This is a genomic window from Algibacter sp. (assembly GCF_039977455.1).
Taxonomy (GTDB): domain Bacteria; phylum Bacteroidota; class Bacteroidia; order Flavobacteriales; family Flavobacteriaceae; genus Algibacter_B.
Genome location: NZ_JBDWDG010000020.1, coordinates 63,101 through 85,809 on the forward strand (window position 1 = coordinate 63,101; position 22,709 = coordinate 85,809).

At 32.9% G+C, this 22,709-nt stretch carries 14 protein-coding genes; 12 read left to right on the forward strand and 2 right to left on the reverse strand.

Features of this window, described 5'->3' with window-relative positions:
• Nucleotides 1-7 precede the first annotated feature (7 nt).
• The 12 genes from ABJM36_RS08635 to ABJM36_RS08690 all read left to right on the forward strand — a co-directional run bounded on the left by ABJM36_RS08635 (nt 8) and on the right by ABJM36_RS08690 (nt 18,284).
• Nucleotides 8-1,525 carry a RagB/SusD family nutrient uptake outer membrane protein gene (locus ABJM36_RS08635; protein ID WP_348451057.1) on the forward strand — a complete coding sequence of 506 codons (1,518 nt, stop codon included), beginning with the start codon at nt 8-10 and terminating at the stop codon, nt 1,523-1,525.
• 15 nt (nt 1,526-1,540) lie between these two features.
• A complete protein-coding gene (locus tag ABJM36_RS08640) occupies nt 1,541-2,623 on the forward strand; it encodes a DUF4465 domain-containing protein (RefSeq protein WP_348451058.1) in 1,083 nt (360 codons plus the stop codon).
• Nucleotides 2,624-2,850: 227 nt separating this feature from the next.
• Nucleotides 2,851-4,236, forward strand: coding sequence for a TlpA disulfide reductase family protein (locus ABJM36_RS08645; protein WP_348451059.1), 1,386 nt, complete (start codon nt 2,851-2,853; stop codon nt 4,234-4,236).
• A gap of 3 nt (nt 4,237-4,239) precedes the next feature.
• Nucleotides 4,240-5,610 carry a TlpA disulfide reductase family protein gene (locus ABJM36_RS08650; RefSeq protein ID WP_348451060.1) on the forward strand — a complete coding sequence of 457 codons (1,371 nt, stop codon included), beginning with the start codon at nt 4,240-4,242 and terminating at the stop codon, nt 5,608-5,610.
• Between the two features lies 1 nt (nt 5,611).
• The gene (locus tag ABJM36_RS08655; RefSeq protein WP_348451061.1) at nt 5,612-7,000 is read left to right on the forward strand and encodes a TlpA disulfide reductase family protein; all 1,389 of its coding nucleotides are present in this window, start codon (nt 5,612-5,614) and stop codon (nt 6,998-7,000) included.
• 497 nt (nt 7,001-7,497) lie between these two features.
• Entirely contained in the window at nt 7,498-10,302 is a 2,805-nt protein-coding gene (locus tag ABJM36_RS08660) for an insulinase family protein (RefSeq protein WP_348451062.1), read from the forward strand.
• A 16-nt stretch (nt 10,303-10,318) separates the two neighbouring features.
• The gene (locus tag ABJM36_RS08665) at nt 10,319-12,274 is read left to right on the forward strand and encodes a cytochrome c biogenesis protein CcdA (protein ID WP_348451063.1); all 1,956 of its coding nucleotides are present in this window, start codon (nt 10,319-10,321) and stop codon (nt 12,272-12,274) included.
• A 4-nt stretch (nt 12,275-12,278) separates the two neighbouring features.
• The gene (locus ABJM36_RS08670) at nt 12,279-12,614 is read left to right on the forward strand and encodes a hypothetical protein (protein WP_348451064.1); all 336 of its coding nucleotides are present in this window, start codon (nt 12,279-12,281) and stop codon (nt 12,612-12,614) included.
• A gap of 98 nt (nt 12,615-12,712) precedes the next feature.
• A complete protein-coding gene (locus ABJM36_RS08675) occupies nt 12,713-14,215 on the forward strand; it encodes an aminotransferase class V-fold PLP-dependent enzyme (protein ID WP_348451065.1) in 1,503 nt (500 codons plus the stop codon).
• A gap of 525 nt (nt 14,216-14,740) precedes the next feature.
• A complete protein-coding gene (locus ABJM36_RS08680) occupies nt 14,741-15,454 on the forward strand; it encodes an ABC transporter ATP-binding protein (protein WP_348451066.1) in 714 nt (237 codons plus the stop codon).
• 1 nt (nt 15,455) lies between these two features.
• A complete protein-coding gene (locus ABJM36_RS08685) occupies nt 15,456-16,859 on the forward strand; it encodes a DUF3526 domain-containing protein (RefSeq protein WP_348451067.1) in 1,404 nt (467 codons plus the stop codon).
• 3 nt (nt 16,860-16,862) lie between these two features.
• Complete coding sequence (locus tag ABJM36_RS08690; protein WP_348451068.1) at nt 16,863-18,284, forward strand: DUF3526 domain-containing protein; 1,422 nt, start codon at nt 16,863-16,865, stop codon at nt 18,282-18,284.
• Between the two features lie 1,429 nt (nt 18,285-19,713).
• On the opposite strand, the gene ABJM36_RS08695 is transcribed toward ABJM36_RS08690, so the two are convergent.
• Together ABJM36_RS08695 and ABJM36_RS08700 are read right to left on the reverse strand one after the other, a co-directional pair.
• Nucleotides 19,714-20,919, reverse strand: a complete 1,206-nt coding sequence (locus ABJM36_RS08695) for a TlpA disulfide reductase family protein (RefSeq protein WP_348451069.1) — start codon at nt 20,917-20,919, stop codon at nt 19,714-19,716.
• A gap of 262 nt (nt 20,920-21,181) precedes the next feature.
• Nucleotides 21,182-22,696, reverse strand: coding sequence for a RagB/SusD family nutrient uptake outer membrane protein (locus ABJM36_RS08700; RefSeq protein WP_348451070.1), 1,515 nt, complete (start codon nt 22,694-22,696; stop codon nt 21,182-21,184).
• Nucleotides 22,697-22,709 lie beyond the last annotated feature (13 nt).

A 22,709-nucleotide genomic window follows, 5' to 3' on the forward strand; every position in this document is an offset into this window, starting at 1 on the left:
TATTTATATGAAAAAGTTATTTTATTTAGTGTTAGTAACTCTGATTTTGGGGGTTAGTTCTTGCTCTGAAGAGTTAGATATAACACCAAGTTACGAGTTAAACGAACTTACAGGAATTACAGATGAAACTAAGGCGGAAGCCGCTGTTAACGGAATATATCCGTATATCGTACAAGGTAATAATTATTCAGGGGGGCTAGTTTATGCTTTAGCTTCTAGAAGTGGTCTTGCCAGATTCTCTACTAGTGATTATAATATGACTACGACCCAAACCAATAATAGTCCATCGCAACAATATCTATGGCTAGGGTACTACGAAACTATTAATGCTGCCAATTACGCTATAAATGGTATCAATAAATTAGGGTCAGATGTGATAACCGATGAAAGAAAAACAGAATTAATAGCCGAAGCTAGATTTTTAAAAGCTTTTGCCTGTACTTACGTATTTTGGAAATATGGACACTGGTGGGAATCTGATGATGAGAGTCCTTATGGAATATTATACCGAGATGATTTGGCTACGGTAGATAATCTTCAAGTCGGTCGACTTAGTGTTGGTGAGTCTTATGCTAGAATAATGGAAGACATTGATTTTGCTATTGAAAACTTACCTAATTTCGAGGAACGCGGAAATCGTTATGTATCTAAAGAGTTTGCAAAGGTGTTTAAAGCTAAAGTTTTACTTTACAGACATGGTTTTAATGATGGAAGAAATAAACCCGAATTAGAGGAAGCTTTGGCCTTAGTAGACGAAATTTTAAACTCTAATATTCCTGGGTTTTCTTTGCAATCCGATTTAGAACAGGTGTATGCCGATTCTTGGGATTCTCAAGAAAATTTATTCTCAGGGTATTTAGAACAGGATGGTAATGCTGATATTTGGAATGCATCGTCTTACTATTTTTCAACATTAATTACTAGAGGAACATTGATATGGGATTGGACTACTGAAGAGCAAATTACTGCAGGATTAGTTAATGATGCCGATAATTGGTTTAAAGCCGATGGGCGCTGGCCAATTTCTACGGGTTTAATGGCTTGGCCATATAATGCAACAACACCTTATAAGTATTATGCTTGGAAAAAAGTATGTAGACTTGGACAATACTGGGGGCTTAATGCAGAACCTCAAGATAATAAGTATAACACCTACTTTTTTAGATATCCAGAATTATATATTATGAAGGCCGAGTTATTAGCTAGAACAGGAGCTTCCGTAGCCGATGCTATTGCGCCAATAAACACAATGCGTTCTATGCGAACTCATCCCGTGTTAGAAACATTAAACCCGACTTCTGAAGGAGAATTAATGGATCTTATATTTCAGGAATATGCCTTAGAAACATTCCTAGAAAATGGGAGTTCTTTTTTCGCGTCTTTACGAATGAAAAATCAAGATGGTGTACTATGGATGGAAGGTTTGAAAGATTTTTCAATAGAGTTTAACAGAATATGTTATCCAATTCCGGCTGTAGAGATGTTAGTAAATAAAGAAATCATTCAAAACCCAGATTTAGAATAATTTAATTTAGAAAATATGAAAATAACTCAAAAATATATAAGTATCACAGCAGCCATAATTGGTTTAACTGTGTTTAACTCTTGCTCAGATAGGTTTGAAAATGAAATTCCTTATCCAAATGATGTCACATTTAATGAGCTTACTTTAGATAGGTTTACCTATGATATTCCTGATGCGCCGTTTACTGCCGAGGCTAGTGAAACTGGAGCAGAAGTAACCGTTAATGTATCCAAAAACACAGATGGAACTTATAGCGGATTCGCTTTATCGAACAAAAATTTTAGATCTTACCCGTGGGAGTTGTCTCCTACGTTCGAACCTGCTGGTGGACTTTCAGATGCTGAAACTCAAGATGCAATAAATACTACAGCTTTTAGTGTTTATACAGATGAAGTCAATAGAACTGAAAATTATCTAGTTGGAAACACAAATGATGATAATGCTTATTTTACATTGTCTTCGCCTACTATTGTAGAACATGTTTTAGTAGCCAATACAAGTTACAATGCGCTTTTAAGATTTTATGGTTCTATTTATTCTGATGATTTAGATACAGATACGCAAATGTATGATATAAATGGAGCAAATGTATCTAATCCAAATATTGAGAATCCAGACGAAGCTGTGGAAGGGGTGTTTACGCTACCTGGGGTTGATGGTACACTTAATACGTTGAAGTTAGAAGGTCATCAAGTTTTAGAAAAAAGAGCTGCAGGAGAAGCCGCAGGCGATACAGCGTTAGCAGCGTATATCCAGGCGAACCCTAGTAGCACTCAAGAGGAGCAGGATGAAGCTTACCAAGAAGCCTATGATGCTGCTTATGATGCATTAGCAATTGGTGATGTAACACTTACTATTGAAGGTTTTCTTAATGGCGCTAGCGTTGGGTCTTTAGATGTTTATTTAGCTTTATTAAAAGGCGTGGATCCTGAGAACCCTGATTATGTTTACACAATCACCGATTGGAGAAGAGTGGAATTAACTTCCTTTGGGGAAGTGGATAAAGTATTATTTAAGATGTCTTCTTCTTATGTTCATCCAGACGGTACTATGGTATATCCATCTACATTTTGTTTAGATGGTATAAGACTTCAGTAAGATTATACATTAAAATTTAAAACCCTTAGTTATGGATTTAATAAATAACAGGGGCTAATATTCAATTTAAAAAATAGCAGATAAGGGCAAAATTATAAGTTTTGCTACTTTCTGCTATCTTTTAAAGCATCACTATTATACATAAAAAAAACAAGTAATTCACTTGCCTATGTTTTGTTTACTTCACTTACAAGGATAGTTTTACTATAAGTCTAAAATTAAGAAAAATGAAAAAAATTATTATTTTATTATGTACAGCTGTTTGTATATTCGGTTGTAATGAGAGTCCTAAAAAAGATTATATTCTGTTGTCTGGTACTATTACCGATGCAACTTCTAAAGATTATAGATTAGTAAAACGCTTTAGTGATCAAGATAGTCCACTTTCAATTAAAATTGCCGACGCTGGTACTTTTGTGTCCGATACGATTACATTAGGAACAGGACGCTATGTGTTTAGCGATGGAAGAAACACCTCAGAACTTTATTTAGAAGCTGGTGGAGTATATCAATTTTCTGCAATTGAAAAACAATTTAGAACTACTGCAAAATTAACAGGAACGAACCCTGATGCCTCTAATTACTTAATGACTAAAGTTGCCAGAATTATTCGATTAAGAGGTGATTATGCTGAATTTAATACATTGGATGAAAAAGAGTTTTTAGCAAAACAAAAAGAACTAAACGAAAGCTATGTAAGTTATTTGGACAGTTTTCCAAATATTCAAAAAGAATTTGCAGACCAAGAGCGTAAAGAATTATACTATTATAATCTTTTAACTTTATCTAAGTATGAAAAAGCCCATAGAAGATATGCTAAAAAATCCGATTTTAAAGTTTCAGACAAGATCTTACAACAATTAGAAGGTCTAGATTTTACCGACGAGGAAGAATACGACAGAAGAGGGTCTTATACAAGCTTGGTTAATGATTATTTCAGCGCGAAAGTTGATAAGCTATTAGAGCAGGAAGATATGGATAAATACTTAGCTAAACTTAAAGTGTTTGGTACCATTCCTAACGATCATATTAAAAATGCCTTACTGTTTGGGTCGGCTGGTTTTGATATTACTTACACTAATAATATGGATGAGTATTATCAAGAGTTTTTAGCTGTTTCCACATCAGATACCCATAAAGAAACCATAACAGAAAAATACGAATCCTTAAAAAAACTGGCTAAAGGAAATCCATCCCCTGTGTTTACAGATTTTGTTAATCATGCAGGTGGAACAACATCTTTAAGCGATTTAAATGGGAAGTATGTATATATTGATGTTTGGGCCACATGGTGTGGGCCGTGTTTAAGAGAAATTCCTGCGCTTAAAAAAGTAGAAAAGCAATACCATGGAAAGAACGTAGAATTTGTTAGTGTTTCTATAGATGTAGAAAATGCACACGAAAAATGGAGAAACATGGTAACGGATAAAGAGTTAGGAGGTATTCAATTGTTAGCAGATGCAGCATGGAAAAGCGACTTTGTTCAAGCTTATCAGATTTCGGGTATTCCACGCTTTATTTTAATAGATCCAAATGGAAATATTGAGGCATCTAATGCACCAAGACCTTCAAGCCCAGATTTAATTAATTTATTTAATGACTTGAAAATATAAATTATGAATAAAATACTCTTAACTTTCGTAGCAGTGTTAATTTTAGCATCTTGTAAATCAGAACCCGCTAAAGATTACATCTTGTTTTCTGGAAAAATAACCAATCCGCCATCAAATAAATTTAATCTAAGTGGTAAAGGGGGATTAACTTCCATTGTAATAGCAGAAGACGGCACCTTTTCAGATACTATAAGAACCGGAACAGGAAAATACATCTTTTTCGACCCTAGAAATAGAACAGATTTTTATTTTACCAACGGCAACGAATATAAGGTAACCGCAGATGGTAAAGATTTTAAAAATACAGTGAAATTAACAGGAACAGATCCTGATGCTTCAAATTATTTAATGACTAAAATAGCTAACATCATTAAAGTTAGAGGCGATTATGCCGAATTTAATTCATTAACTGAATCCGATTTTCTTGCTAAAGAAACAGCTATTAAAGATAGCCTTCTTAACTATTTAGATCGTTTTCCTAATGTTCCAAAAGCATTTTTAGAACCCGAACATGAAGAGTTACATTACTATCACCTGTTAACCTTGGTTAAATACGAAAGTTTACATCAAAGATATACCAAACAACCCGATTTTAAAGTTTCGTCCGGTTTTCTAAAAGAATTAGAAGGCCTCGATTACCTTAATGAAAGGGCCTATAAACTTAGAGCTTCTTACACGAAACTAGTGAATGAACATTTTAATAGAAAAGCAGAAGAATTGGCCGAACATGAAGGTGTTGATAGGCATTTAGCCAAGCTTAATGTTTTTGGTGCAATTCCAAACGACTTTATAAAAAATGATTTATTAATGTCTGTTGCTTCTAGTGGAATAACATATGCCAACAACCTAGACGAATATTATAACACTTATATGTCTGTATCGACATCTACAACTAACGATGCAACGATTACAGAAAAATACGAAAACCTAAAAAAGCTTTCTAAAGGTCAGCGGTCTCCTGTATTTACGGTTTACGAAAATCATGCTGGCGGAACCACGTCTTTAAGTGATTTTAAAGGTAAATACGTCTATATAGATGTTTGGGCAACATGGTGTGGTCCGTGTTTAGCGGAAGTGCCAGCGCTTAAAAAAGTTGAAAAACAATACCATAACAAAAACATAGAGTTTGTTAGTATTTCTATAGATGTAGAAGGGAAATACGATGCTTGGAAAAAAATGGTTACCGATAAAGCCCTTTCAGGAGTGCAGTTACTTGCAGATAAAAATTGGAAAAGTGATTTTGTAGCAGCTTACGAAATTAAAGGAATTCCTCGTTTTATTTTAATAGATCCTAATGGAGATATTGTGAGTGCAAATGCACCTAGACCTTCAAGTCCAGATTTAATAAATTTATTTAATGAGTTAAAACTATAATATGTATAAAGTACTATTAATTGTAGTTACAGTATTTGTTTTAACATCTTGCAAATCAGAGCCTACTAAAGATTATATTTTACTTACGGGAACTATTAATAACCCGACAACAGAAAAATTTTTATTATCTAATAGAGATGGACGGGGTCGGTTTCCTGCTCATGTCGCTAGTGATGGTACTTTTGTTGTAGATACTATAAGATCTAGTTCTGGAACCTATAGATTTGAAGGCGATATGGTAAATAGGGTGACAATGTATCTTACCAATGGCGGAACATATAACCTAACGTTCGACGAGAAAAAAATGGTAGACACCGCTGTTTTAACTGGGCCTGCTCCAAACCCATCGGTTTATTTAATGACGAAGGATAAACGTGTGGATTCACTTCGAGGGATGAGTTTTACAAAATATATAACCTTAGGTCCAGAGGAATTTAAAACCAAGGCAACTTTAATAAAAGAAAACCTTTTAGAGTATTTAATGAGCTTTTCTGATATGCCAAAGGACTTTGTTAAATTTGAACGTGAAGAAATAATTAATTATTACTTATTATATCTCATACGATACGAATATATCCACGGCCAAGTTGTAGGCGAACTAGATACTTTTAGAGTTAACGATCAGTTTTTAGAAGAGTTAGAAGGCGTAGATTACTATAATGAAGATGCATTTAGGAGTAGAGGGTATTACAAAAGTTTAGTAAAAGAATATTTCGAGTTTCAAGCAAAAAAAATAGCCGAAAAAACGGGGAGTAATTACCATGTCACCAAGCTAAAAACATTTGGAGAAATTCCAAATGAACATATTAAAAACACCTTGTTAGCAAGAGCTGTGTCAAGTGATTTAAGTGAAATTCCAAATTTGGATGATTTTTACAATACCTTTTTAACGGTATCGACTTCAAAAGAAAACAACGAAAATGCAACTAAACGATATAAAGAGTTAAAAAAATTATCTGAAGGGTCTCCTTCTCCTGTGTTTACAGATTACATTAATCATGCAGGAGGAACAAGTTCGTTGAGTGATTTTAAAGGTAAATATGTGTATATCGATATTTGGGCAACTTGGTGTGTTCCATGTTTAAAAGAAGTGCCTTTCCTTAAAAAAGTTGAAGAGAAGTACCATGGTAAAAACATTGAGTTTGTTAGTGTTTCTATAGATTTGAAGCGAATGGAAGATGCATGGCGAAAAATGGTTACCAATAAAGAATTGAGTGGAATTCAGTTACTTGCAGACAATGCATGGAGTAGTAATTTGATAAAAGAGTATCAAATTAAAAGCATTCCGCGTTTTATTTTAATAGATCCAAATGGGAATATTATTGCTGCTAAAGCGCCTCGTCCGTCTAGTGCAAACTTGATTGCCTTGTTTAATGAACTTGGGATATAATTTTATTTTAAATCAAAAACTTAACCAGGTAAAAGTCATACGCTTGTTGGTTTTTGGTAATGTTTTGTTGAAGTATTTAATCTTGGTATATAAAAAGGTCTTATATTATAAATAGAATCTAAGAGTAGGCTAATCCTAAATTATCAAAAAAATTGTGTTGTGTTTTTTTGAAAGACGGCCGTGCAAGAAATTTTCTAAAAAAAATCTTAACGAGACATACTTTAATTCAAAAGAATAAAATGTTTTTTAACGATTTAACAGAATATTAACAAGGGTATTATCAATATTTTCACTCTATATAAGTGTTAAGTGTAGTTAAAGTAATTTTTTTAGTTTGAGATATTTTAGGAATCTATCTTTCATTTAGTATATTTTTTTGAGTTAGTCACAATTAAAATATTGAAAGATTACCAAAAGGGTTATTTAAAGCAATTAACCCTTTTTAACAATTACTTAATAATATATAAACAACAGTAAAACTTAAAACCAAAAAGTTCATGAAGTATATTTTTTCATTTGTAATAACCTTATCAACTAGTTTTTTAGTGTTAGGTCAATCTTTAGATTTAAATCAGCTTTTAGAGGTTGATTCAACGATTAAAAAAGGTGTTTTAGAAAATGGTATGACCTATTATATAAAAAGTACCGATGTTGTAAAGGACGCTGCAAGTTATTACATTGTTCAAAATGTAGGTTCGGTTCTCGAAGACGACAATCAGCAAGGTTTAGCTCATTTTTTAGAGCATATGGCGTTTAATGGTACTCAAACTTTTCCAGGGAAAGCCATGCTAAATACACTTCAAGCCGAAGGTGCTGTTTTTGGTAAAGATATAAATGCTTATACCTCTTTTGATGAAACGGTGTATAATATGAATCATATTCCTGCTAGCAATAAACTTATAGATACTTGCTTAACAGTATTAAGAGACTGGTCTAATTATTTGTTGTTAACAGAAGAGGAAATTGATGCAGAACGTGGTGTGATTAAGGAAGAATGGAGAACAAGACAAAATGGACAAATGCGTTTGTTTGAGGTGTCACTTCCTATCACTTTTAACCATTCTAAGTATGCCAAAAGATTACCGATTGGTAAAATGGATATTGTAGAAAACTTTGAATACAAAGCATTGCGTGATTTTTATCATGATTGGTACCGTACCGATTTGCAAGCCATAGCAGTAATTGGTGATATTGATGTTGAAGATATTGAACAAAAAATTATAGCTAAATTCTCTAAAATTCCAGCTATAGAAAATCCTAAGGAACGATTTATTGTAGATATCCCAGATCATAAAGAAATGCTTTATAGTTTAGGTATGGACTCAGAAGTCTCTACAGCAAGTGTAAGCTTTGGAATTAGACATAAAAAGTCGTTAAAATCGGAAACTGTTGCCGATTTTAAACGTTCTCTTTTGGAATCTATGGCTATTGGTATGCTAAACTCTAGGGTTACTGAAAAACAACAAAAACCTGAGGCTTCATTTTTAGGAGCAGGAATTGGGTATAGTGGCGTTTCAAGAACTTCAAATGCTTTTAATGTCAGAGTATCTCCAAAACCTAATATGCAAAAAGAAGCCTTTAAAGAGGTTTTATTAGAAGTGCAAAGAGCTGTGAATTTTGGATTTACAACATCTGAAATTGAACGTACTAAGGTGCGTTATAAAACTTCTTATGAAAATAGAATAGCTAAAAAAGCGAGTGCGAGTCATAAAAGTATTATGGGAGCTATTAAGAAAAATTATTTAGAAAATAAAACCATTAAGGATTTAGATAAAGAATATGACTTGGTGTCGCAAATTTTTAATACGGTCACTAAAGAGGAGTTTCATAAAGCTCTTAAAAATTTATACACAGATTATAATAGGTTTATAAATGTTACCGGAGTAGAAGGGCAAGATAGCCTAACTAAAGAAGAGGCTTTAGGAATTATTAGTGAATTAGAAAACGATAAAAGTATTACGCCTTACCAAGAAGCAATGGCAGGAAAAACACTTGTTTCTGGACTTAACTTTAAGCCTGGTAAAATTATAGATACTTCGGTAAATAATGATATAAATTCGACTACTTATGTGTTGAGTAATAACATAAAAGTGCATTACAAATTTGTAGATAAAGAAAAAGACAAAGTGAGTTTAAAAGCACTTAGTTATGGAGGAACTTCTTTATTGGATGCAGAGGATCTCCCTTCGGCTAGTTTTGTTAAAAATTTAATTCAACAGTCTGGTTTAGGAGCATTTAATAGTACAGATTTAAGAAAAGTATTAGCAGGAAAAACAGCAGGCGTAACTATTGGATTAGGTTCTATTTCGGAAAATCTATCTGGAGCATCAAATACAAAAGATGTTGAAACCATGCTGCAAATGCTTCATTTATATTTTGTAAAACCTCGTTTTGATGAATCTGCCTTTCAAGTACTTAAAAGTAATCTAGATAACTATCTTATTAGAAAATCTAAAAGTGTAGGTAGTAAAATGAAAGATAGTCTAACGGTAGCCATTTATGGTGAAAATAATCCTAAAGCCCGTCTTTTAGATGAACAATATATTTCTGAAATTGATTTTGATAAAATTAAAACAATTTATAAATCACGATTCCACGATGCATCTGATTTTGAGTTTTTTATTGTGGGCGACTTAAAAGCAGAACAACTAAAGCCGTTACTAGAAAAATATATGGCGAGTTTATCAACTTATAATACTAAAGAATCATTTGAAGATAACGGAGCAGAATGGTTGTCGGATGAGATTAATGAGTCTATTTATTTAGCGATGGAAGATCCTAAAGCGACAGTAAATGTAGGGTATAAAAAAGGGGTGCCTTATGCTAATGATACATCTATTTATGCTAAGGCATTGGGAGCTATTTTACAATTAAGAGTAACAGAAAGTGTTAGAGAATCGGAGGGTGGAGCTTATAGTCCTCGAGCTAGTGCTTATTTGTCTAGAGAGCCTAAATCGGAATTAAATGTATCGTTTTCATTTGATTGTAATCCAGATTTAGCCGACAAATTAGTTGATATAGTAAACGCTGAATTACAAAACATTGCAAATGGTACTATAAGAGAAGCAGATTTAAATAAAACAAGAACAAACTTTTTAAAGGAACGCGTACAATCTAAAGATAAAAACAGTTATGACATGAGTTTGCTAACTAGTTTTTTTAGATATGATTTAAATCTAAACGACCCAAAAACCTTTGAAGATATTGTTAATAAAATGTCTGCTAAAGATATACAGGAGGTTGCTCGTCAAGTATTACAAAACGGGAAATCTTATCAAGTTGTTTTTAAACCACTGCAATAAAATAAATTTAGTTTAAATGAAAAATGTATTATTAGCCATTGTTTTATTTACATGTAGTCTTGTAAATAGTCAAATTTTAGACCCTGTAGAATGGTCAACTTCTGTTGAGAAAATTTCTGAAACAGAGTATAATCTGATATCTAAAGCGTCTATTGAAGGCGGGTGGCATTTGTATTCTCAAGAGGTTCCTCAAGATGGTCCAATACCTACTACTTTTGTGTACGACGATAGTGAGGGCGGTTTCAAAATTGTAGGGAATACCAAAGAAGAGGAAGGACATACGGTAGATGATCCTGTATTTGGAATGAAGATTAAGTTTTTTGAAAACCAAGCAACCTTTACTCAGACGGTACATGTTGAGGGCAATTTAACATCCATTTCGGGGTATGTAGAGTTTATGGTTTGTGATGATTCCAGATGCTTGCCTCCAACGGAAATCGATTTAACATTTCAATTAAAAACAGAGCCTACCGTTCAAAATGTCAAGGCGTCTAATCCGGGAGGTGAAACTGTTGCTACTCCTAAAGAAGAAGGCCATAGAGGGTTATTTGGAATTTTTATTATTGCATTTTTATCGGGATTTGCAGCATTACTAACACCTTGTGTTTTTCCTATGATTCCAATGACGGTGAGTTTCTTTACCAAGCAAAGTAAAACAAAAGCCTTAGGTATAAGAAACGCTATTGTATATGGAGTATGTATTATTGTAATTTACGTGTTATTGGGTACAGCAGTCACGGGGATTTTTGGCGCAGATGCCTTAAATGCATTAGCTACCAATGTTTGGTTTAATGTTATATTTTTTATTTTATTAGTGGTTTTTGCGGCGTCTTTTTTAGGTGCTTTCGAAATCATGTTGCCAAATTCTTGGGCCAATAAAGTGGATTCTCAGGCCAATCGAGGAGGGTTAATCGGAATATTCTTTATGGCTTTAGCATTAGCTATTGTCTCGTTTTCGTGTACTGGGCCTATAGTAGGTACCTTATTGGTTGAAGCAGCATCCAAAGGCGGATTAGCGCCTATAATTGGTATGTTTGGCTTTTCTTTAGCTATAGCACTTCCTTTTGCCTTATTTGCAGCTTTTCCAGGTTGGTTAAATTCATTGCCAAAATCTGGTGGTTGGCTAAATACAGTAAAAGTTGTTCTAGGCTTTTTAGAATTAGCTTTAGCATTTAAATTTTTAAGTCAAGCCGATTTGGTGTTACAAGCACATTTACTAGAGCGTGAAGTCTTTATAGCGATTTGGATTGCTGTTTTTGGTACATTAGCCTTATATTTATTTGGGAAAATACAATTACCTCACGATTCGCCATTAACGCACATATCGGTTGGTAGGCTAAGTTTAGGATTAATTGTATTGTCTTTTACTATTTATATGATACCAGGACTTTGGGGAGCACCTCTTAATTTAATTAGTGCGTTTCCTCCACCACAAGAATATAGTGAGTCTCCGTATGGTGTCGGGTATACTAAAACAGGTGGAGCAGCTGCAGCTAATCACGGAGAACTTCCAGAAGGTGCGCATTTATTAGCTCCACATGATATCTTAGCTTTTAACGATTACGATAAAGGCTTAGCGTATGCAAAACAGGTAGGAAAACCTGTGATGTTGGATTTTACGGGTTGGGCTTGTGTAAATTGTAGAAAAATGGAACAAAATGTTTGGCCAAAGCCAGAGGTATTAAATATTTTAAAGCATGATGTGGTTTTAATTTCACTATATGTCGATGATAAGCGAAAACTAGAAAGTGATGAGGTTGTAGAATCTCAATTAAAGCCAGGGAAAAAACTTAAATATATTGGGCAGAAATGGAGTGAGTTACAAACCATAAAATATAAAGCCAATTCACAACCGTTTTATGTGTTGATGGGACATGACGAGGAGAATTTAATAGATCCTGTTGCTTATACTCCAGATGTTGACACCTATACTAAATGGTTAAAAGAAGGCGTTTCAAAATTTAAAAAATAAGACTATGAGCAATTATTCTACAACATGGGACAAAAATGAATTTTTAACCTATTTGTTTATTTACTGTATCAATGCAGATTATAAAGAAACAAAAAAAGAACTCTCATTTGTAAAATCTAAAACGTCTGATGCTGTTTTTAATAGCATTCATGAAGAATTTGAATTAGATAATGATTATAATAGTTTGCAGAAAATCATTAGCACTTTCGATAGGTTAAACTATTCAAGTCAAAATACAGATGAACTTTTCAATAGTATGAAAGCGTTATTTCTTGTAGATGGTAAATATGCGATAGAAGAACAAAATTTATTAATGCAATTAAAGCGTCTATTAAAATGATGTGTTTTTTTAATGCTCAGGTTTTAGAGTTTTTTGAAGCGCATAATAACCTTCCTGTTATTTAATTAAAGGGATTATTTATTATAAAATATATCATAATGTTTAGAATAAAAAGAAAAGCTAAATCTGAGGCGTCAAGTTTAGAGGCTTATTTTAAGCCGTTTCGAGAGGGAGTTGTTGGTGTAGAGCAAACGTTTCAATCCCCCTATGGTAGCAAGAAAATTATTTATGCAGATTGGACGGCTAGTGGAAGATTGTATCGTCCTATTGAAGAAAAACTCGTTAAGGAAATGGGGCCGTTTGTCGCTAATACCCATACAGAAACATCTATTACGGGTTCTGTAATGACCTTAGCTTATCATGATGCTAGAAAGGTGATCAAGAATCATGTTAACGCCTCAAATGATGATGTGTTAATTACTGTAGGAACCGGAATGACTGGAGCTATTAATAAGTTTCAACGTATTTTGGGCATTAAACTTAACGAAAACTTAAAAGAAAACACTCAGGTTCCAGAGGAGAAGCGCCCTATCATTTTTGTATCCCATATGGAACACCATTCTAATCAAACCTCATGGTTAGAAACTATTGCTAAAGTAAGGGTTATTCCTTCTAATGCTAATGGTTTGCCTTGTATTAATGCCTTAGAATCACTACTTCAAGAGTATAAAGACGTTCCTATAAAAATTGCAGCGATTACCGGTTGCTCTAATGTAACAGGAATTAGAACGAATTATAGTGATATTGCTCGAGTAATGCACCAAAACAACGGATTGTGTTTTGTAGATTTTGCGTGTTCGGCACCCTATGTTAATATTGATATGCATCCTGAAAATGAGGATGAATATTTGGATGCCATTTCATTTTCTCCACATAAATTTTTAGGAGGCCCAGGATCTTCAGGGGTATTAGTGTTTAATAAAAAACTATATAAAAATTTAGTTCCAGATAACCCCGGTGGAGGTACGGTAAGTTATACGAATCCATGGGGAGATCATGATTATGTGGACGATATTGAAACTCGAGAAGACGGCGGAACTCCAGGATTTCTCCAAGCTATAAAAATAGCACTATCCATTAAGTTGAAAGAAAAAATGGGGGTGAAGCATATTTTAGACCGCGAGCATGAGCTTAATGGGATTATATTTAAACGTCTAAAAGCTATAGATAATTTACGCATTCTTGCAGAAAACCATACCGATAGATTGGGAGTGTTTTCATTTTATATTGAAGATGCACATTACAATTTAATAGTAAAGCTTTTAAATGATAAGTTTGGCGTGCAAACTCGTGGAGGGTGTAGTTGCGCAGGGACTTATGGACATTATTTGCTAAACGTAGACGAACCAACTTCAAAATCCATAGAAAAGAAAATACTCGAAGGTTGCTTAATGGAGCGACCAGGCTGGGTGCGCATGTCCATCCATCCAACAATGACCAATAATGACATTGAATACATTTGCGATGCTATTGAAGCGGTTGCTAAACATTATAAATCATGGGAGGAAGATTATACTTATAACGCTATTAAAAATGAGTACATTCATAACGGGAACCTCAATGTTGAAAAGGAAATTTCTAAACATTGGTTTAACTTATAATCCATATTTTTGCATCTTAAATAATATGCAGATGATAGCTGCAGGATAAAAGAAATTCCTATGTCTATTAGTAATACTATTTTAAAACATTAAGGATTTATTGTCTACGTGAGAAACTATAAAAAACATATTGTATTTGTCCTTTTAGTATTTTTTATAAGTCTTAGACTTGTAGAAGTACATGGGCTGTTTCATGATAATGAAGCGTCTGTTGAGGACTGTGAAGTATGTGAACATGTTATTGTTTCTAATAAAATTCCATGTATAGTAAACGAACTATACACTGTTGAACAACGTGTTCAACACAATTATGAACCCCCAAAGGTCTATGGGTGTTTTTGTCTGGTTAGTAATACCATAATCAGTAGTAATCTTTTTTGCAGACCGCCTCCTATAGCATAGGCTTTATAACCATTTACTATTACTTTATTTAAGTTGTCAAGAGTTTTTAATTTTTGATAACAAACTGTGTTTGGCTTTTTTTGGGCTAAGCACTAAATATTAATTTACATACATATCTTATTTATGATAACTACAAAAAACATCACAAAAACCTATGGTGATTTTACAGCAGTAAACAATTTATCTTTTAACGTAAAGGCTGGCGAAATTTTATGTCTCTTAGGAGCTAACGGTGCAGGAAAATCGACCACTATTAATATGTTATTAAACTTTTTAGAGCCAACTTCTGGAACCGCAGAAATAAATGGTTTAGATGTGGTTAAAAACCCAATAAAAACTAAGGCGTTTATAACCTATATCCCAGAGAATTTAATGCTGTATCCGACTTTAAATGCTGTTGAAAATTTAGATTATTTCACCAAACTGTCTGGTAAAAAATTTAGCGAAACTGAATTAAAATCGTATTTATCGGAAGCTGGACTACAAGATGCAGCACATGATAAGCGCGTAAAAACATTTTCAAAAGGGATGCGTCAAAAAGTAGGGATTGCCCTAGCCATTTCAAAAGAATCTAAGGTGTTGTTATTAGATGAGCCTACTTCTGGTTTAGATCCAAAATCGAGTAACGAATTTATAGAGTTGCTTACAAAAATGAAAAACAAAGGGGTCGCTATTTTAATGGCTACTCACGATTTATTTAGAGCTAAAGAAGTCAGTACACATATTGGTATTATGCGTTCGGGCGTTTTACAAAACTACTCCAACACATCTGAGCTTTCTTTAAAGGAATTAGAAACCATTTATTTGGATATCATGAACTTTAAAAACGTAAGTTAAAATGAAAAACATAATTTTTAAAGAACTTAAGGAGTTAATTCGTGATGGTCGTTTTAAATTGGCGTTAATTATTTCATTAGTGCTATTGGTTATTGCTACCATAACCAGTGTTAATCAGTACCAAAAAAATAATGATCAGTATTTAGAGTCTGTAAATAAAGAACGTAATATTTGGGAAACGCAAGGCGCTAAAAATCCACATTCTGCAGCGCATTATGGTACTTATGCTTTTAAACCTAAGTTTGCTTTATCTCTTTTTGATTATGGGGTAACTAAGTATACGGGGAATACTATTTTTTTAGAGGCGCATAATAGAAATGAGGCCTCATTTAGTGAAGCAAGCGATCAGTCGAGCTTAGCGCGTTTTGGGACCTTGTCTATTAATTTTGTATTAATTTATTTGGTGCCATTACTCATTATTTTAATCGGGTATAATGTCTATACTAAAGAGGTGGAGCATAAAACCTTTACCTTGCTAAAAAGTCAGGGTGTAAATCCTATAAAACTGGCTTTAGGTAAATGGTTAGCCACGTTTATTCCGGTGTTTGTTTTAGTCATAATTATCTTTTTTAGTGTTGGCCTTGTATTGTCTAGTTTAGATAATTTGTCGTTTTTTAGTTGGGGTAGTTTGTTTACTTTATTTCTATCCTATTCGTTTTACTATTTAATTATGACGACAATTATTGTATGGGTTTCTATGTGGAGTAAATCTTCAGGGATGTCTTTGGTAAGTAGTTTAGTATTATGGATTGTATTTAGTTTTATAGCACCAAAAGTTGCCACAAATATTGCTAATAATAATCATCCGTATCCTTCTAAAACAGAATTTAGTGCACGCATTGCAGAGGGTAAAAAAAATGGGTTAGATGGCCATAATCCTTGGAATGAAGCTGCTAAAAAGTTGGAACAAGAAACGTTAAAAGAATATGGCGTAGATAGTTTACATCAGTTACCTTTTAACTATGCAGGATACAGAATGCAGAAAGGTGAGGAGCACGAAGCTAAAATTTATGAAAAACATTATGCTATTTTAAACGAAATAGCTGTAAATCAAAATAACACCTACCAAAACCTTGCTTTTGTATCTCCGTTTATTTCAGTACGATTTTTATCTATGGATATTGCGCATACCAGCGCTAATTTACACGAAAAATTTACCCAAGCTGCCGAAGCCTATCGTATTAAACAACAGGAGTTTTTAAATTTTGATATAAAAGATAATGCCAAGGTTGGGGAACGTGGTTATAAAATGAGTGCAGAAAAATTTAAAGCATTACCAAAATTTAATTTCACACCACCAACTTTAGCTCAAATTTTAAAAGAAAACACAAAAAACCTGTTGTTTTTGGCCTTGTGGCTCATAGTACCTTTCGCAGCTTTAATGATGACTTCAAAAAAAATATAAATTATGTTTAGTTACAACCTATCATACGAAATAAAACTATTAAGACGGAGCAACTGGTTGCTAATCTTATGTGTTAGCATTCTATTTTTGTTTGCATTTGCCATTTATAATGGGAGTAAAAATGTAGAAAAAAGGCTTTATGATATTTCCGTAGTCCAAGAGAAATTACATAAAGAGGATAGCGAAATGCTAGCCACGCTTAAAAAAATTGAAAAGGGCGAAAAAACCAATGTCCCTTATTGGAAATTACCTTCTGAACCTATGACTATAGGATACAGGCATCCGCGTTTAGCCATTATGCAGCCGGAAACACTGTCTTTTTTGTCTACGGGCCAAAGTGATATGTATACGCATTTTAAAAGTCCAACCGTTTATGGAAATAACTTTGCTTTAGATTATTCTGAAATGGTAAATCCGGTGCAATTATTATTTGGGAATTTCGATTTAGCATTTGTCATTATCTATATATTACCACTATTAATTATTGCATTTACTTTTAATGTTTTATCGAAAGAGAAAGAGTTGGGGACCTTAAGAATTATTGGAGCTCAGCCTATATCTATTGGTCGGTGGTTATTACAAAAAATGGCGATAAGGTATATGGTGTTTACATTCGTAGTGTTTGCTATTTTATTAATAACCTTGGCTATTTTTACAGCAGGCGCATTGACTCAAATAAATCAATGGGTCGAGTTGTTTTTAATTATTGCAGGGTATAACTTGTTTTGGTTTATTATAGGGGCTATTGTAAATATTAAAATTAACGATTCGTCTAAAAATGCATTAACCTTAATCGGGGTTTGGTTGTTGGTCGTATTGGTGTTACCGGCTACAATTAACCAAATTGGTAATTCTTTATACCCAATACCATCGCGTTTAAATATGATTAATGAAATTCGATTAATCAAAAAAGAAAACGAAGCGAAGCAAAATGAAATTATGGATGACTATATGAGAAGTCATCCGGAGTTATCTCAAGGAGGTAGCAATCAGGATTTTGGTTTTTGGCATAATTATTTTGCATCCGAAAAAATAATGGAAGAAAAAACCAAACCGCTTCTAACGGCATACGAATCGCAATTAAAAAAGCAGCAAAATTTGATAAGTACGTTCAAGTATGTATCGCCAGCTATTTTAATGCAACAGACCCTAAACAATTTAGCAGGCACATCCGAGAACCATTATAATGATTATAAAAATCAGGTTTTTGAGTTTTCTACGACTTGGAGAAACTATTTGGTGCCTATGTTGTTTAAAAATCAAAAATTTAAAGAGAAAAATTATTATGAGCTTCCAGAGTTTACCTATGAAAATAGAGTTGAAACTAATTTTTGGTTGAATCTATTGGTGATTGTTGGTGTTAGTATATTATTGTTTTTTGGGATAATGGGTAAAGGTTTAAAATCTAACGCTGTTTTAGAGTAAATGTATAGCCTTAAGTTTGATAATTTTAAATATAACCTATTGGCAGTTACAAGGTTACTGTTTGAAATATGAGAAAGTTTAGCGACTATTTTAATGTAAGTTCTCTTTAATTTTAATTGACGAAATATATGCGCCTTAAATAATTGAGGTGTATTAAATTTATTAAACTGAGACAGACAAAAGATATATTATGAAACTATTTAAGGCGTTATTTGCGCACAATGCAGTATTTCACAAAGAATTTAGGTTCACATCCAGAGGCACAACTTCCAAACCTTTTTTTGACAATAAAAAAAAGAATATTAAGACATGAATGACAGTATAACCAAACTTCTTACGGCTCCGCTCAGGATAAATTCACTCGCACTTTTTATATGTCTATACAAAGCTGAATATTGAACTGCACAAATCAACAAAAAGAAGGTAACAACGGGGGCTCTAAAGGAAGTAAATTTAAAATGAATCTTATGAAATGTTATAAAATAATAAAAAAGGAAGCGGAACAATAGTTAAAAAAACAAAGTAAGGAAACGCTCAGGACATAATAAGTAAATCAATTTAAGTTTCTTTCAGAATGGGTAATGTTGAATTTTATCTCAACTCTACCACCCTAAATAATGAAATCAGGAAAAGACCTCCGTTTTATTTTGTTAACTAGTTCATTAAATTTAATGTGATTTGCACTAAAAAAATAGGTCATTTGTTGTACCTATAATAAAAAAGCTGAAGATTCATCTTCAGCTTTTCCTTTAATTAGTAGCGAGAGCGGGGCACGATTCCGCGACCTCCGAGTTATGAAGGAATTTAAAATATTCCAAACAGCCTGTTTATAGGGCTTCCCAGATGCTTGTTTTCAAAATCGTGTTCAAAAACTATTAAGTTTCGTGTTCACTGATTATTAATATAAATTTTTTACTTTTCGAGAGTTTTGTTTCCTTTAATGTTGTTCTTTAGAATTAAAACTATTTTAGGTTTATTTATACCTTTTAACTTGTATAAACAAGTATATACTTCAAGTTTTTAATGATTCATAATTACGAAATCTCGTAATGGTTTCTCCATTTATAAACTCAGACGAACATTTAAAAATACTGTTTAACAATCCTAAACGTTTTGAATTTTTAAAAATTATAGTAATATTCGGGAAGAAAGAAATAAAGTAAGGAAAAAAGATTTTGAGCTTTTTAAGCAATTTTCGAATTTAAGTTTAATCCATTACCCTAAATTGCACGCCAAGTTTTGTGCTAATGAAAGAAAGTTGAGATTACTTCTATAAGTGGCTATGATTATTCATTAATACTAATGAACGTATTGAATTTGGAGTTTTAACCAAACCTCCAAATTAGACCTATTCAATTTTAAAGGAAGTAATAAGAAAATGAAACTTTCCATACCTGTATGTAAAGTGCAAACAAAAACTCACCAATATTTATTGAATACCAAAAATTTCAGCCAATTTTTCATCCAACATGAGTTCTTCTTCATTTTGTCCGTTGTAACGGCCAATAATAATGCCGTCAGGTCCAACTAAAATTTTTGTTGGTAATGAAGATATATTATAACCTCTACTAACGCCATCATCTAATACATTGAACATGCCATTTGATCGGTCAACTTTCATACCTCGAAGTACATGTCTCCAAACTCCAATTTTATCATCTTTTACCGCTTTTCTCCAAGCATCTGGATTTCTATCATCATCAGAAACTCCTAGAATTTCTAAACCATGAGACTTATATTTTGAGTAGATATCTAATAGGTGAGGGTTTCCTTTTCTACAAGGTACACACCAAGAAGCCCAAAAGTCGATTAATAAATACTGACCTTTAAAGTCGGTTAAAGTTATTGGTTTGCCATTAATATCAATAGTATTAAAGTCTCCAGCCATAACTCCTGGAATACCTTTATTCATATCGGAAATTTGTTTGTCTATCCGTTCTGCAATTGGGTCTTTTTTATATTCTTCTGGAAATTTATCAAAAATTGCTCTAACCTCCTTTTGCTCAAAATCTTCAATAATAAATATTATATTTTGAAAACTAGTATAAGAACTAGGGTTGTCTATTACAAATTGTTTTACAACAGCATCTCTTTCTAAAAAATACGGTTCTAATTTAGTTCTTAATTCATCGTCTTTCCATTTATATTTTTTTTTATCATCATCAGTAATAGCAGTACTCATCATTTTTCTATTGGCATTAAAAGCATCTAATTCGGACTTAAATTTTTCATCTACTTGAGCTTTTAAATCATTTAGTTTATCAGCCTCAACTTGTGCTTTAGAACCTAATAGTTTAGCAGAAGTAATATTGTTTACATCTAATTTTAATTCCATTCTTTCAGGTTCTACAAATAATTTTGCCATAGAATCCATTGAATAATCATTTTTATTTTTAGAAATTAAAATGACCTGTACGGATCTATCTATAGTTCCTTCGTAATTAAATGTTCCATTGGTTACAAAAATAGTATCAACTAAATACGTGTTGTTTTTGGGGCTTGCTAAAAATAGAGTCCCATTTTCCATATTAGATACCATTCCTTTTATGTTATAGGTGCCATCTTTAAGTGGTTCTATTTTAGTTTCACAGCTAAAAACGAGTAGGGCTGCGATTAAAATTTTAATGAGTTTCATGGGGTTTAAATTTTGTATAATTAGCCATAACTTTTTTAGTCTTGTATTACAATTTACTGTATCGAAATATATGAGGTAATACGGGGTATTCCATTTAATTAGTCTTTTACAATAATCACCTTTTTTCGTTTCATTTAATTTAATAAAACGTGATATTCTTTTAAATGTATTTGCTTAAGAGCGAAACCCTTATGTAAATAATATATTTCAAATTTAAAGGTGATTGTTGTAAAAGATATAAGCTAATTAATTGGACTTTGTTTTACTGTTCATAGGATGGATTTTGCTTTACTATGCCTTGACCCGCGATAATAGATGTTTCAGGAATTGGTATAATAAATTTGTCCGGATTTGTTGCAGTTGGATTTACCATGGAAACTTTAAAATCTTCACCGCTAGGTGTTGGAGTTACTAAAATTTCATAGCGTACCATATCATAAAAATCCTCTCCCATTTCAGTAGCTAATTCCATTAATTTTTCAATCCGTACTGCCTCTAAAAATTCTGGATAACTAATGGTTGTTGGATAAGTTTCAAATCCATCTGCACCTGTTGTTGTAGCTCCAGCTCTTAGCCTAATTGCATTTAGAGCATTTAAAGCTTCTATGGTAACTTCAGTATTTCTACGAGCTTCGGCTTCAGCATAAATTAAATAAATTTCAGCCATTCGTAAATGATAATGAGTTTCATATAAGTTTATGCCTTGGCGTTGTTTATATTTAAAATTACCATTAAAACTAGAATTAAAAGGAGTTCCTAATTGCATATATGGAATTCTTGTGGCATCATGTTTAATAACTTGCCCATTAATGGTCATTGTACCATTTTCTCCTAGCTCATAATACGTATCTGAAGTATTGGCGAAAATTCCATCCCAAAAATTCCCACTTCCAATACCTTCATCCAAATCGGAATAGGTATTAAATAGTGATTCAAGAGTGTTTAAATAGTCATTAGCACCATCATGTTGAAACAACTCGCCGAAAGTAGGCATTAACCCAAAATTAGAACCAGAATTATTTATTACATCCTCTGCTACTAGAGCTGCTTGAGAGTAATCCCCTTGATAGAGTAAAACTTTAGCTTTTAGTCCTTTTGCATACACACTACTTGCGTAGTATTTGTTGGTTGCATTTGGTGCTTCTACAATGGCATCTTCTAAATCATCCAAAATTGCAGTATACGTTTCAGCAACCGTATTTCTTGGTCTTGGATTAGCATCTTTTGCCGGAACTAAATTTAAGACAACGCCGTATTCGGAAGTTAAATCATAAAATTGCCCGTACAAACGCAATAAATAAAAATGACCTGTAGCTCTCATGGCTTTAGCCTCACCAATTATTTCTAGTTGTCTCTCTGGGTTAACAAAATCACTTGATACTAATTTTTCAGTTCCTTCAATGACCCAATTTGCTCTATTTATTAATGTATATAAGTTCGTGTAAATTGCTCTAGTTTTTGTCCCAGTAGGATCTGGATTGTTGGATTGAAATCCTCTATCTTCAACCCCTGTGGAAAAAAGTCCACCTGTATCTAAACCACTAAGTGTACTTGGAACAATAGTATAATGTGGAAACCCACCTAATGATGTTTGACGCAGACTGGCATACATTCCAGTAAGTGCTAATTCTGCGGAAGTTTGATTAGAAATTGCTGTTTCTCCTGGTAATGAGTATAATGGTTCATATTCATCAAGGTCTTCAGTTAATTGGCAAGATGTCGATAACAATAAAAGAATGCAAAAAAGACTTTTATATAGGTATATTATATTTTTCATGTTTTCTAGTTTT